Here is a 13476-nt window from a genome sequence, read left to right as displayed (position 1 = left end):
CCTCAAGGCCAAGGCGGTTGGCTGGAAAGACCTCTAAGCCGCTATAAGATTATGAAGCCCGCAGCGTTGAACCGCCGCGGGCTTTTTTCATGACTATTCCTTCGGCTCGAACGGCGCCGGACGGCGTCCGGCACCCTGGCGGGCCAGCATCCAGCCCGGATATTCCGGAGCAAGCGCGCTGACCTCGTCGAGCTTTGCCATATCCTCCGCATCCAGCTTCAGCTTTACGGCCTTCAAGTTTTCCTCGAGCTGCTCCAACCTCTTGGCGCCGATGATGACGCTCGTCACGAAGGGTTTGGCCAGGATATAGGCCAGCGCGACTTCCGCGACACTCGCGCCGTGCCGGGCGGCGACCTCACGCATGGCTGCGACGCAAGCCCAGGCGCGATCCTTGTCGACCGGGGGGAAATCGAAGTTGGCGCGGCGGCCTTCCCCGTTGCCCGGAGCACCCGGACCGTATTTGCCGGAGAGCAGCCCGCCGGCGAGCGGCGACCAGACCATCAGGCCGAGCTTCTCTTCCTGCATCAGCGGCACGATATCGCGCTCCAGGTCGCGGCCGGCGATGGAATAATAGGCCTGCACCGTCTCGAAACGGGCATAACCCTTGCGTTCGGAAATACCGAGCGCTTTCGCCATCCGCCAGGCAGCCCAGTTGGAGAGCCCGATATAACGCACGAGGCCGCGCGATACGAGATCGTCGAGCGCCCGCAGCGTCTCGTCGATCGGCGTTACCGTGTCGGTGCCATGGATCTGGTAGAGATCGATATGGTTCATCTGCAGCCGTTCGAGGCTCTGCTCCACCGAATCCATGATGTGGCCGCGGGAGGCGCCGCGATCGTTGGGCTTGTCGCCCATCTGGCCATAGAATTTCGTGGCGATGACCACGTCCTTGCGCGGCACGCCGAGGTTTTTGATCGCCTGGCCGAGGATGATCTCTGACCGGCCCTCAGAATAGACATTCGCCGTGTCGATGAAGTTGACGCCGGCAGCCAGCGAGCGCTCGACGATCTTGTCGGCGGCGTCCTGATCGAGACCGGCGACGGCACTCCAGACGGCGCCTGTCTGGTTTTCGCCGAAGGTCATCGTGCCGAGGCAGAGTTCAGAGACGAAAAGACCGGTATTGCCCAATTGATTGTAGCGCATGGAGAGCTCCCGTGTGCACTGAAGATATGAAGCGATATATGCAGTCATTCGGAGCCGGATACGCACGCGGGCGCGTGCTGCCCGTAAGAAAAAGGGGCGTCGGGCTCCGGAACGCAATCTAGTCCGAATTCCCACCGCGTCAATCGGAGCCGCCTCCGTTTTTATCCTCACATTTCCGTGCGAAACAAAAAAGGGCGGCATAGGCCGCCCTCCCTTGGTCATTCCTGCCGACGAATGTCACCCGAACAGAACCAGACTGCTCCGCAGCGTCACCCAGACACCCCAGAGAAGCGGAATGCCGACCACGGCCCAGGCGATCGCCGCCTTGGCATCCAGACCACCGGTGCCGATGCCGAATGAGCCGGTCGGACCCGCATTCGCGGCAGCGGTCTTTGCCTGCAGCGAAGCGACTTCGTGGTCAGACATGAACCATTTGTCGGCAAGCGGACGGACCAGCGCGTTGGCGACCAGGCCCAGCACCAGCATGCCTGCGAGAATGTACATCGTGCCGGTATAGAGCGTCGGCCCGGCCGGCACGCCTGCGGTGAGCTGCGCTTCACGGATATAGTTGACGACGACGGGACCGAGAATGCCGGCGGTCGCCCAGGCCGTCAGCAGGCGGCCGTGGATGGCGCCGACGAACTGGGTGCCGAAGATATCCGCGAGATAGGCGGGGATGGTCGCAAAACCACCGCCATACATGGACAGTATGATGCCGAAGGCGAGCACGAAGAGTGCCTTGTTGCCCATGTCTGCAAGCGTCGGAGCGAGTGCATAAAGCACGATGCCCAGCACGAAGAACGTATAATATGTGTTCTTGCGGCCGATCTTGTCGGAGAGCGACGCCCAGAAGAAGCGCCCGCCGATATTGAACAGCGACAGGAGACCCGCAAAGCCGGCGGCGATCGTTGCGATCTGTGCCTTCTGGCTCGCATCGAGCTGGGAGAAGGTCAGGTTCGGCAGACCGATCAGCGATCCGGCGAAGATTTCCTGCAGCATCGGCGACGCCATGCCGATAACCCCGATACCGGCCGAAACGTTCAGGCAAAGCACTGCCCAGATCAGCCAGAACTGCTTGGTCTTGTGCGCATCGCGCAGGTGGACGTGCTTGGTGGTGATCATCGTCGTCTTGGAGACCGGAGGCGTCCAGCCTTCCGGACGCCAGCCGGCCGGCGGGATGCGATAGCCGAAGGCCCCGCCCATCATGAAGCAGAAATAGATCACCGCCATGCAGATGAAGGTCTGCCAGACGCCGACCGAAACATCGGTCTTGAAATAGTTCATCAAGAGGTTGGCAAGCGGAGCACCGATCATCGCACCGCCGCCGAAGCCCATGATCGCCATGCCCGTCGCCATGCCGCGACGGTCTGGGAACCACTTGATCAGCGTCGATACCGGCGAAATATAACCGAGGCCGAGGCCGACACCGCCGATCACGCCGGCGCCAACCCACATCAGCCACAGCTGGTGGGTCATGACGCCGATCGCGGCGACGATAATGCCGCCGCACCAGCAGCAGGCCGAGACGAAACCGGCCTTGCGCGGGCCGACCCGTTCCAGCCAGCCGCCCCAGATCGCCGCTGAGCAACCGAGCAGGACGAAGAACAGCGTGTAGATCCAGCCGAGGTCTGCGACACGCCAGTTGCAGCTTGTCGTGAACAGGGCCGAGATGAGGTTGAGGCTGGTGCAGGACGGGTCCTGCGCGGTACCCAAGGCGCGGGAGAGCGGCAGCCAGAAGACGCTGAAGCCGTAAGCCATGCCGATGCAAAGATGAATGGCCAAAGCTGCCGGCGGCACGAGCCAGCGATTGAAACCTGGTTTTGCGATAATACGTTCCCTGTCGAGGAGCCCGACATTGCCTGTCAGGCCCTCGTCCGTCGTTCCTGCAATTGCCATTTAAAATATCCTCCTCGGATGATGGCTAGGCTCTATCCCCCCTCCGGCCCCTCACCTGCCGGATGGATGAATTCATGCGGCGCTCTCCGGAATGCTTGGTTCGGAAAGCGATTCTCCTTCGGCGGGCCCCTTGCCGCCCGGTGCACCTTCCGCCGCATCCTGGCCGACCCCGACGCCGGATCCGACCTTGGTTTCCGGCCGGCGGATCAGCGTCGAGGCCTCGACGACGAGCGGCAGCAGCCCCGCCCCGCCCTTGTCGAGATGCTCGAAGAGGTGACGCCGCATGCGGGGCTCCCAGAACTTGTTGATATGCGTCGCGACGCCCTCGGCGCGCACCTTTTCCGGCTGCGAGAGGAAGAAGGTGGCGATCTGGTTGGCCATTCGGACCAGTTTGTCGAGCACCAGTTGCTCGGGGCTTTGGTCATGCGACATCGGCGACAACTCCAGTGACTATGCGATCGGTACGCGTGAAAATCTCGAAATCCTCGCCGCGGGTCAGCGCGATCAGCGTCATGCCCGCTGCTTCCGCCGTGCGGATGGCGAGCGCGGTCGGCGCGGAAATGGCGATCAGAACGGCACTTCCGAGGATCGCCGTCTTCTGCACCATCTCGACCGAGATCCGGCTGGTAACGACCACGACGCCATCTGATCCTTTGACGCCCTCGCGGATGACCGCTCCGGCAAGCTTGTCGAGCGCATTGTGGCGGCCGACATCCTCGCGGACGGCAACCAGTCCCTTGCCCGGTACGACGAAGCCGGCGCCGTGAACCGCATGGGTTTGCCGATGCAGCGGCTGCGCACTGTTGAGCGCCGCGACAGCTTCACTCACTTCTTTGGCACTGAGCACCATGGTCACTGCGGAAACATCCGGCACCGGACGCATGGCCTGCTCGATCGATTCAATACCGCAAAGCCCGCAACCGACCGGCCCTGCCATATGCCGCCGGCGGGCGCGCAGCGCGTCTTCCTTATCCTCGGCAAGCGTCACCTGGACATCGAGACCGGCACCTTCCTCGACCACGGAAATGCTCTCGATCTCCGCCATCGACGTGATGATGCCCTCGGTAAGACTGAAGCCGACCGCGAAATCCTCAAGGTCAGCGGGAGAACCCATCATCACCGCATGGGTCGACCCGCCATAGGAAAAGGCGATCGGCACCTCCTCCGGCACCACCCGCGAGCCGGCGCGGGTCACGCCGTTACGGCGGGTGATCTCGGGGGCGGTGGCGGTGGTTTTGAAGGAGGTCATCGGACGTCGGGGCAGGAATACCCCCCTCTGCCCTGCCGGGCATCTCCCCCACAAGGGGGGAGATTGGATGTAGCGACGCCTCGCCCGCCATTGACGGGGACGAATGAGCAAACTTGTGCCCAATGCTGAAGAATGCCGACGGCTCGTCTTGCTGATCTCCCCCCTTGTGGGGGAGATGCCGGCAGGCAGAGGGGGGTACCGCGGAGCACGCCCGGCATTTCCATCACTCAGCAGCCTCCAGCTTCCCCGCAATCCGCCGAGACCGCCGCGACAGTTCGTCGTAATCCTCCTGCCACTCGGTCGGGCCGTTGGAGGGCGACACCTGCACCGCCGTCACCTTGTATTCCGGGCAGTTGGTCGCCCAGTCGGAGAAGTCGGTGGTGATGACGTTCGCCTGCGTGTTCGGGTGATGGAACGTCGTATAGACCACGCCCGGCGCGACGCGATCGGTGATCAGTGCCCTGAGCGTCGTATCGCCCGAACGGCTGGCGAGCTTGATCCAGTCGCCTTCCTTGATGCCGCGCTGTTCGGCATCGTGCGGATGGATCTCCAGCCGGTCTTCCGCATGCCAGGTGACGTTTTCGGTACGCCGCGTCTGGGCACCGACATTGTACTGGGAGAGGATGCGGCCGGTGGTGAGCAGCAGCGGGAAGCGGGGACCGGTGCGTTCGTCGGTCGCCACATATTCGGTGCGGATGAACTTGCCCTTGCCGCGCACGAAACCATCGACGTGCATGATCGGCGAGCCGACCGGATGCGCCTCGTTGCACGGCCACTGAACCGAGCCCATCTTGTCGAGATAGTCGTAGGAAACAAGCGCGAAGCTCGGCGTCGACACGGCGATCTCGTCCATGATCTGAGACGGATGCGCGTAGTTCCAGTTCAATCCCATGGCCTGCGCCAGCTTCTGGGTGACTTCCCAGTCGGCATAACCGTTCTTCGGGCTCATCACCTTGCGAACCCGGTTGATGCGGCGCTCGGCATTGGTGAACGTGCCGTCCTTTTCGAGGAAGGTCGAACCCGGCAGGAAGACATGCGCGTAATTGGCGGTCTCGTTCAAAAAGAGGTCATGGACGACGACGCATTCCATCGCGGCGAGACCGGCCGAAACGTGCTTGGTGTCCGGGTCGGATTGCAGGATGTCTTCGCCCTGGATGTAGATGCCCTTGAACGTGCCTTCGACGGCCGCATCCAGCATGTTCGGAATGCGCAGGCCCGGTTCGTTGTTGAGCGTCACGCCCCACAGTTTTTCGAACGTGTCGCGGGTCGCGTCGTCCGAAATGTGACGATAGCCCGGCAGTTCGTGCGGGAAGGACCCCATGTCGCAGGAGCCCTGGACATTGTTCTGGCCACGCAGCGGGTTCACGCCGACGCCCGGACGACCGATATTGCCGGTGACCATGGCCAGGTTGGCGATCGCCATGACGGTCGTCGAACCCTGGCTGTGCTCGGTGACACCGAGGCCGTAATAGATCGCGCCATTACCGCCCTTGGCATAAAGCCGGGCCGCGCCGCGAACGAGATCCGCAGGTACGCCGGTATATTTCTCGGTCGCTTCCGGGCTGTGTGCGTCTTCCGAAACGAAACCGGCCCAGTCCTCGAATTCAGACCAATCGCAACGTTCGCGGATGAACTTCTCGTCGAACAGGCCTTCCGTGACGATGACATGCGCAAGCGCCGTCAGCACGGCGACGTTGGTGCCGGGCTGCAGCGGCAGGTGATAATCTGCCTCCACATGCGGCGTGCGCACCAGATCGATGCGGCGCGGATCGATGACGATCAGCTTTGCGCCCTGGCGCAGCCGCTTCTTGAGGCGCGAGCCGAACACCGGATGGCCATCGGTCGGGTTGGCGCCGATGACGATGACGACGTCGGTATGCTCGACCGAGTCGAAATTCTGTGTGCCGGCAGACGTGCCGAAGGCCTGGCCGAGGCCGTAGCCGGTCGGCGAATGACAGACGCGGGCGCAGGTATCGACATTGTTGTTGCCGAAGCCGGCGCGGATCAGCTTCTGGACGAGGAAAGTCTCCTCGTTGGTGCAGCGCGACGAGGTGATGCCGCCGATCGATTCACGACCGTACTGATACTGGATGCGGCGGAACTCGGAAGCCACGTGCGAAAAGGCCTCTTCCCAGGTCACTTCCCGCCACGGATCGGAGATATTCTCGCGGATCATCGGGTTGAGGATGCGGTCCTTGTGGGTCGCGTAGCCATAGGCGAAACGCCCCTTGACGCAGGAATGGCCACGGTTTGCCTGGCCGTCCTTCCACGGCACCATGCGCACGAGCTCCTCGCCGCGCATTTCCGCCTTGAAGGAGCAGCCGACGCCGCAATAGGCGCAGGTGGTGACTTCCGAATGTTCCGGCTGGCCGATCGCGATGACCGACTTTTCGGTGAGTGTCGCGGTCGGACAGGCCTGCACGCAGGCGCCGCAGGAAACGCATTCGGAATCAAGGAAAAGTTCGTGGGCACCGGGCGAGACCCGGCTGCCGAAGCCGCGACCCTCGATCGTCAGCGCGAACGTGCCCTGCACTTCTTCGCAGGCGCGCACGCAACGGGAGCAGACGATGCATTTTGATGGATCGTAGGTGAAGTAGGGGTTCGACTCGTCCTTCGGCATCCACTTGGCGTTGATCGCGCCATCGTTGCGGGCTCTGACATGGTTGTCGCCCTCATAGCCGTAACGCACGTCGCGAAGGCCCACGGCACCCGCCATGTCCTGCAATTCGCAATCCCCGTTGGCGGCGCAGGTGAGACAGTCGAGCGGGTGGTCGGAGATATAGAGCTCCATCACGCCCCGGCGGATGTCCTTCAGCCGCCCGGTCTGGGTGTGCACGACCATGCCCGGCATGACCGGCGTGGTGCATGAGGCCGGCGTTCCGTTGCGCCCCTCGATCTCGACGAGACAGAGGCGGCAGGAGCCGAAGGCGTCGACCATGTCGGTGGCGCAGAGTTTTGGTACCTTGATGCCGGCCTCCATCGAGGCGCGCATGATCGAGGTACCCTCCGGCACGGTGATGGCGCGGCCGTCGATGGTAAGCGTTACCTGGGCTTCGGAACGCGAGGCCGGTGTGCCGTAGTCGATTTCATGAACGAGGGACATGATGTTACTCCGCCGCTTCGATAAGGGGTGCCGGAGAAAAATCCTCCGGGAAATGGTTCATCGCACTCATCACCGGATAGGGCGTAAACCCGCCGAGCGCGCAGAGGGAGCCGAACTTCATCGTGTTGCAAAGGTCGGCGAGCAGCGCCTTGTTCTTCTCCGGCTCGATCCCTTGCGCGATCTTGTCGGCCGTTTCGACGCCGCGGGTCGAACCGATCCGGCAGGGCGTGCACTTGCCGCAGCTCTCGATGGCGCAGAATTCCATCGCGAACCGCGCCTGCTTGAGCATGTCGGCCGAATCGTCGAACACGGTGATGCCGGCATGGCCGATCAGCCCGTCCTTCGCAGCAAAGGCCTCATAGTCGAACGGCGTATCGAACAGCGCCCGCGGGAAATAGGCGCCGAGGGGGCCGCCCACCTGCACTGCCCTGACCGGCCGGCCAGTCGCCGTGCCGCCCCCGATATGATCGACGATCTCGCCGAGAGACAGGCCAAAGGCCGTTTCGTAAAGCCCTCCGTATTTGACGTTGCCGGCGATCTGGATCGGGATCGTGCCGCGCGACCGGCCCATGCCGAAGTTTTTGTAGAACTCGGCACCGCGGTCCATGATGACCGGCACCGAAGCGAGCGAAATGACGTTGTTGACCACGGTCGGGCGGCCGAGAAAACCCTGCAGCGCCGGCAGCGGCGGCTTGGCGCGCACGATACCGCGCTTGCCTTCCAGCGAATTCAGCAGCGAGGTCTCCTCGCCGCAGACATAGGCCCCGGCGCCGGAGCGGATCTCCATGTCGAAGGCATGAGCGGACCCCATCACCGACGCTCCGAGAATCCCCGCGGCGCGGGCGATCTCGACGGCTTCTGTCATCGTCGCGATCGCATGCGGATATTCCGAGCGGGTGTAGACATAACCCTTGGTGGCGCCCGTCGCGATGCCGGCGATGATCATGCCTTCGATCAGCACGAAGGGATCACCTTCCATGATCATCCGGTCGGCGAATGTGGCACTGTCGCCCTCGTCCGCATTGCAGACGATGTATTTCTGCGGCCCGGCCGCATCCATTACCGTCTTCCACTTGATGCCGGTCGGGAAGCCGGCACCGCCGCGGCCGCGAAGGCCGCTATCGGTCACCTGGGCGACGATCTGCGCCTGCGTCATCGCGATCGCATTTTCGAGACCCTTCAGGCCCTGATACTGGCGATAGTCGTCGAGCGACAGTGGATCGGTAACGCCGCAACGGGAAAAAGTCAGTCGCGTCTGCTGACGCAGGAACGGGATGTCCTTCGTGGGTCCGAGATGCAAAGCATGCTCTGCACCTTCCAGAAAACCGGCATCGAACAGACCCTTGACATCGCCGGCCTTGACCGGCCCGTAGGCGATACGCTCATGCTCCGTGCGCACCTCGACCAACGGCTCCAGCCAGAACATGCCGCGCGAGCCATTGCGCACGACTTTCGCATCAAGGCCGCGGGCCGCAATCTCCTGGGCAATCGCTCTCGCCACCTTCTCGGCGCCGAGCGCCAACGCCGCAGCATCGCGCGGAACGAAAATCGTCACCGTCATCGGCGTGCCTCCGCAACGATGTCGCCAAGACAGTGCTCATCGACGCGGCCAAAAACTTCGCCGTCGAGCATGGCGGCGGGCGCGCAGGCGCAGAGCCCGAGACAGTAGACCGCTTCGAGCGTCACCGCACCGTCAAGCGTCGTCTGGTGGAAGTCGATCCCGAGAAGCTGCCGGGCGCGGTCCGCAATGCGGTCGCTGCCCATCGACTGGCAGGCTTCGGCGCGACAGAGTTTCAGCACATGCCGGCCAGCCGGGTGGTCGCGGAATTCGTGATAGAAGGTGACGACGCCATGCACTTCGGCGCGCGACAGGTTGAGTTCGCTGGCGATGACCGGCTTCACCTCTTCCGGCACATAACCGAATTCCGCCTGGATCGCATGCAGGATCGGCAGCATCGGGCCTTCCAGATGCTTCAGATCCCTGATGATCTGAAGCGACCGCTCGGTGAACTCACCAGCGGAAATTCGCATATTCATGGTCTGTAGCCTCCCAGCTGATCCGTTTCCGGCACCGTGGCGTCGGCGCCACCATGCTCCTATGCGGATCAGAAAGCCGACGAAGTTGTCCGACAATCGTACTTCGCCTACTGGGAATGGAATGTCGCAACCGGGGCCTCAACCGTCAATAAAGGAGATCGGTTACGCGATAGAAAAAAGCTATCAAGCCATGGCCGCGGGAGTGAGGCTGCGAGCCTCGTGAAGCAGGGCCGACACCAGCGGCGTAAACGGCTCTCGGTGTGTCGCAACCAGTCCCACGATATGCGTGGCTTCCGGATCGACAATCGGGATCGTCCTGATTTCTTTTGTAAACCCGAATGATCGCGCCACGTTGCGCGGCATGATGCTCGCCCAGCGCCCGGTCCCCACATGCGAGAGAAGCACCACCATGGAGTTCGATTCGAGCATCGGCTTCACCGTCACCCCGGCTTCCGCGAGGTGCTGGTTGATGATCCGGCGGTTCTGCATGTCGGGCGTCAATAGACAGAGCCTAAGATCGGCCATCTCCTTCCAGGTGACGCTTTCCCGATCCGCATAGGGCGCCCCCTCGGCCGTCACCAGATTGTAGCGCTCCGCGTAAAGCGGCACGCTCGTCACACGGCCCAGCGGTTCGTTGTCGAGGTAGGTAATGCCCGCGTCGATCTCGAAATTGTCGAGCTGCGAAAGCACCTGCAGGGAATTGCGCGAGACGACGGAAAAGGTGACCTCCGGGTGCTTGGCCTGGAACGGCTCGGTCAGTCTGGGGATCATCGCCAGCGCCGTCGGGATCGACGCCAGCCTTATATGGCCGACAAGGCCCTTGCGGGCGGCACGCATTTCCTCGCGCATGGTGCGTGCATCGCCGACGATGCGTTTTGCCCATTCCAGCACCCGCTGGCCCTCCGGCGTCAGGCCCTGGTAACGCGAGCCCCGCACCACCAGCTGCACGCCGAGGCTCTCCTCGAGCTGGCGGATCGCAGCCGAAAGCGAGGGCTGCGAGATGCCGCATTCCTCCGCCGCCCGGCCGAAATGGCTCTCGCGCGCCAGGGCAATGAAAAATTCCAGCTTGTCGATCATCGCGTTCCTCCGCCGACAAGGGCTAACAAGATGGCGCGGTACATACAAGCAGTCATCCGGTTACCACGATAGTCGCCTGGAGCCGACCACCGCCCAAAGAAAAAGGCGGCCTTTCGGACCGCCTCGATCTTTCGCAGAGAATTTTGAAGTATCAGGCCGGATTGACGACGCCGTTGAGGTGCGTCAGTTCCGCGAGGAACTGCTCGAGCTTCGTCTTGTGCTCGTCGGTCTGCGCGTGGTTAATCTCGGCCTGGATCGTGTCGATCCGCTTCTGCAGCGTTGCGTGGGTCAGCTCGCTCACCGGAACCGCGGATTCGGCAAGCAGCGTGCAGCCGGTCGGCAGAATGTCTGCGAAACCGCCGAAAACGACGTATTTGTTGACCTGGCCGGAGGCAAGCTTCACCGAAACGACACCCGGCTTGATCGTCGTCATCGTCGGCGCGTGATTGGCAAGCACCGTCATTTCGCCAAGCGTCGCCGGGATCACCACTTCGGTGACCTTTTCCGAGACGAGCAGGCGCTCGGGCGAAACCAGTTCAAAGTTGAAAGCCTCGGCCATGAAGGTCCACTTTCTCAGCGTGTTTTATGCGGCAAAAGGCGCACCGGAGATCGTCCCGCGCGCCATCTCGTTCAGGATCAAGCGGCTTCGGCCAGCTTCTTGGCCTTTTCGACGGCTTCTTCGATCGAGCCGACCATGTAGAAGGCCGCTTCCGGAAGATGGTCGTAGTCGCCGTTCACGAGGCCCTTGAAGCCCTTGATCGTGTCTTCGAGCGCGACCAGCTTGCCCGGCGAACCGGTGAAGACTTCGGCCACGAAGAACGGCTGGGACAGGAAGCGCTCGATCTTGCGGGCACGGGCTACCGTCATCTTGTCGTCTTCGGACAGTTCGTCCATGCCAAGGATGGCGATGATGTCCTGGAGAGACTTGTAACGCTGCAGGGTCGATTGGACCTTACGGGCGATCTCATAATGCTCTTCGCCGACGACCAGCGGGTCGAGCATGCGCGAGGTGGAGTCGAGCGGGTCGACGGCCGGATAGATGCCCTTTTCGGCGATCGAACGCGACAGAACCGTCGTTGCGTCCAAGTGGGCGAACGAGGTAGCCGGTGCCGGGTCGGTCAAGTCGTCGGCGGGAACGTAGATCGCCTGAACCGAGGTGATCGAGCCCTTGGTCGTGGTGGTGATGCGTTCCTGCATCTGGCCCATGTCGGTGGCGAGCGTCGGCTGATAGCCCACGGCCGAAGGAATACGGCCGAGCAGAGCGGACACTTCCGAACCTGCCTGGGTGAAGCGGAAGATGTTGTCGACGAAGAACAGAACGTCCTGGCCCTTGTCGCGGAAGTCTTCAGCGATCGTCAGACCGGTCAGAGCGACGCGAGCGCGGGCGCCCGGCGGTTCGTTCATCTGGCCGTAAACGAGCGCTGCCTTGGAGCCTTCGCCGCCGCCGTGCTTGTTGACGCCAGATTCGATCATTTCGTGATAAAGGTCGTTGCCCTCGCGGGTACGCTCACCGACGCCTGCGAACACGGAATAACCGCCGTGTGCCTTCGCGACGTTGTTGATGAGCTCCATGATCAGAACCGTCTTGCCGACGCCTGCACCGCCGAAGAGGCCGATCTTGCCGCCCTTTGCGTAAGGCGCAAGAAGGTCGACGACCTTGATGCCGGTAACCAGGATCTGGCCTTCGGTCGACTGCTCGACGTAGGAAGGCGCTTCCTGGTGGATGGCGCGCTTGCCGGACGTGACCAGCGGACCGGCTTCGTCGACGGGCTCGCCGATGACGTTCATGATGCGGCCGAGCGTTTCCGGACCGACCGGAACGGTAATCGGAGCGCCGGTATCCGTGACGTGCTGACCACGAACCAGACCTTCGGTCGAGTCCATTGCGATGGTGCGGACGGCGCTTTCGCCGAGGTGCTGCGCGACTTCGAGAACAAGGCGGTTGCCGTTGTTGTCGGTTTCAAGCGCGTTCAGGATCGCCGGCAGTTCGCCGTCGAAAGTGACGTCGACGACAGCGCCGATAACCTGGGTCACCTTGCCGAGGGACGTGCCCGTTGCGGTAGCCATGATTCTTACCCTCTTTCTTTACCTCAGAGCGCTTCCGCGCCCGAAATGATTTCGATAAGTTCCTTGGTGATCTGTGCCTGGCGCTGACGGTTGTAGGAGAGCGTCAGCTTGTTGATCATGTCACCGGCATTGCGCGTCGCGTTGTCCATTGCGGACATCTGCGCGCCATAGAAGGAAGCGTTGTTTTCGAGCAGAGCCCGGAAGATCTGGATCGCGACGTTCTTCGGCAGCAGGTCTTCGAGGATTTCCTCTTCGCTCGGCTCGTATTCGTAGAGCGCCGAGGAGGCATCCGCAGCCTGCGTCGCATCGAACGTGGCCGGGATGATCTGCGAGGCGGTCGCCACCTGCGAGATCACCGACTGGAAGCGTGCGTAGAACAGCGTCGCGATGTCGAATTCGCCGGCATTGTAGAGCGCGAGCACCTTGTGTGCCACCTCGTCGGCCTGGGCGAAACCGAGCTGCTTGATTTCGCGGAACGTCACGTAGTCGACGATGTTGTCCTTGAACGTGCGGCGCAGGATGTCGTTGCCCTTGCGGCCGACGGTGATGATCTTCACCATCTTGCCCTGGGCAAGCAGTTTCAATGCGTGATCGCGGGCGAGACGGATGATCGAGGAGTTGAAGCCCCCGGCCAGACCGCGTTCGCCGGTCGCGACGATCAGCAGATGAACCTGATCCTTGCCCGTGCCCGAGAGCAGCAGCGGCGCTTCCGCATTGCCGGCATTGGCGGCCGAAAGGCCGGCCAGCACCTTGGTCATGCGTTCCGCGTAAGGACGGGCGGCCTCGGCCGCCTCCTGAGCACGGCGCAGCTTCGCCGCGGCGACCATTTTCATCGCCTTGGTGATCTTCTGCGTCGCCTTGACGGAGGCGATCCGGTTTTTCAGATCCTTAAGTGAAGGCATCC

General features: G+C 62.6%; 11 protein-coding genes. All 11 read right to left on the bottom strand.

Going from position 1 to position 13476, the window contains the following annotated elements; translation table 11 throughout:
• Positions 1-93: 93 nt before the first annotated feature.
• The 11 genes from GQ59_RS12525 to GQ59_RS12475 all read right to left on the bottom strand — a co-directional run bounded on the left by GQ59_RS12525 (position 94) and on the right by GQ59_RS12475 (position 13474).
• Complete coding sequence (locus GQ59_RS12525; protein ID WP_037081648.1) at positions 94-1143, bottom strand: aldo/keto reductase; 1050 nt, start codon at positions 1141-1143, stop codon at positions 94-96.
• 237 nt (positions 1144-1380) lie between these two features.
• On the bottom strand, positions 1381-3039 hold the full coding sequence (locus tag GQ59_RS12520) for an OFA family MFS transporter (RefSeq protein ID WP_037081646.1): 1659 nt from the start codon (positions 3037-3039) through the stop codon (positions 1381-1383).
• A 72-nt stretch (positions 3040-3111) separates the two neighbouring features.
• Positions 3112-3471, bottom strand: coding sequence for a formate dehydrogenase subunit delta (locus GQ59_RS12515; RefSeq protein WP_152564315.1), 360 nt, complete (start codon positions 3469-3471; stop codon positions 3112-3114).
• Positions 3461-4288 (bottom strand): formate dehydrogenase accessory sulfurtransferase FdhD, encoded by an 828-nt coding sequence (gene fdhD / locus GQ59_RS12510; RefSeq protein WP_037081643.1) that lies wholly within the window; start codon positions 4286-4288, stop codon positions 3461-3463. The genes GQ59_RS12515 and fdhD overlap by 11 nt, the downstream gene beginning before the upstream one ends.
• 223 nt (positions 4289-4511) lie before the next feature.
• The gene (fdhF, locus tag GQ59_RS12505; protein WP_037081641.1) at positions 4512-7391 is read right to left on the bottom strand and encodes a formate dehydrogenase subunit alpha; all 2880 of its coding nucleotides are present in this window, start codon (positions 7389-7391) and stop codon (positions 4512-4514) included.
• Between the two features lie 4 nt (positions 7392-7395).
• The gene (locus GQ59_RS12500; RefSeq protein ID WP_037081639.1) at positions 7396-8952 is read right to left on the bottom strand and encodes a formate dehydrogenase beta subunit; all 1557 of its coding nucleotides are present in this window, start codon (positions 8950-8952) and stop codon (positions 7396-7398) included.
• Positions 8949-9428: a formate dehydrogenase subunit gamma gene (locus GQ59_RS12495; RefSeq protein WP_037081636.1), complete on the bottom strand. Its 480-nt coding sequence runs from the start codon at positions 9426-9428 to the stop codon at positions 8949-8951. The genes GQ59_RS12500 and GQ59_RS12495 overlap by 4 nt, the downstream gene beginning before the upstream one ends.
• Positions 9429-9611: 183 nt before the next feature.
• The gene (locus GQ59_RS12490; RefSeq protein WP_037081634.1) at positions 9612-10505 is read right to left on the bottom strand and encodes a LysR family transcriptional regulator; all 894 of its coding nucleotides are present in this window, start codon (positions 10503-10505) and stop codon (positions 9612-9614) included.
• Between the two features lie 151 nt (positions 10506-10656).
• On the bottom strand, positions 10657-11064 hold the full coding sequence (locus tag GQ59_RS12485; protein WP_037081632.1) for a F0F1 ATP synthase subunit epsilon: 408 nt from the start codon (positions 11062-11064) through the stop codon (positions 10657-10659).
• Between the two features lie 77 nt (positions 11065-11141).
• Positions 11142-12572: a F0F1 ATP synthase subunit beta gene (atpD, locus tag GQ59_RS12480; RefSeq protein WP_037081630.1), complete on the bottom strand. Its 1431-nt coding sequence runs from the start codon at positions 12570-12572 to the stop codon at positions 11142-11144.
• Positions 12573-12595: 23 nt separating this feature from the next.
• Positions 12596-13474 (bottom strand): F0F1 ATP synthase subunit gamma, encoded by an 879-nt coding sequence (locus GQ59_RS12475; RefSeq protein ID WP_037081629.1) that lies wholly within the window; start codon positions 13472-13474, stop codon positions 12596-12598.
• Positions 13475-13476 lie beyond the last annotated feature (2 nt).

This window comes from Neorhizobium vignae, assembly GCF_000732195.1.
GTDB lineage: Bacteria > Pseudomonadota > Alphaproteobacteria > Rhizobiales > Rhizobiaceae > Neorhizobium > Neorhizobium vignae.
Note: the sequence above shows the minus strand (reverse complement) of the source record. Positions and strands in the feature narration are given on the sequence as shown.

Bases quoted from the DNA above. Each gene is read 5' to 3' on its own strand.
- GQ59_RS12525 (WP_037081648.1), bottom strand. From the start codon at position 1,143: ATGCGCTACAATCAATTGGGCAATACCGGTCTTTTCGTCTCTGAACTC.
- GQ59_RS12520 (WP_037081646.1), bottom strand. From the start codon at position 3,039: ATGGCAATTGCAGGAACGACGGACGAGGGCCTGACAGGCAATGTCGGG.
- GQ59_RS12515 (WP_152564315.1), bottom strand. From the start codon at position 3,471: ATGTCGCATGACCAAAGCCCCGAGCAACTGGTGCTCGACAAACTGGTC.
- fdhD (WP_037081643.1), bottom strand. From the start codon at position 4,288: ATGACCTCCTTCAAAACCACCGCCACCGCCCCCGAGATCACCCGCCGT.
- fdhF (WP_037081641.1), bottom strand. From the start codon at position 7,391: ATGTCCCTCGTTCATGAAATCGACTACGGCACACCGGCCTCGCGTTCC.
- GQ59_RS12500 (WP_037081639.1), bottom strand. From the start codon at position 8,952: ATGACGGTGACGATTTTCGTTCCGCGCGATGCTGCGGCGTTGGCGCTC.
- GQ59_RS12495 (WP_037081636.1), bottom strand. From the start codon at position 9,428: ATGAATATGCGAATTTCCGCTGGTGAGTTCACCGAGCGGTCGCTTCAG.
- GQ59_RS12490 (WP_037081634.1), bottom strand. From the start codon at position 10,505: ATGATCGACAAGCTGGAATTTTTCATTGCCCTGGCGCGCGAGAGCCAT.
- GQ59_RS12485 (WP_037081632.1), bottom strand. From the start codon at position 11,064: ATGGCCGAGGCTTTCAACTTTGAACTGGTTTCGCCCGAGCGCCTGCTC.
- atpD (WP_037081630.1), bottom strand. From the start codon at position 12,572: ATGGCTACCGCAACGGGCACGTCCCTCGGCAAGGTGACCCAGGTTATC.
- GQ59_RS12475 (WP_037081629.1), bottom strand. From the start codon at position 13,474: ATGCCTTCACTTAAGGATCTGAAAAACCGGATCGCCTCCGTCAAGGCG.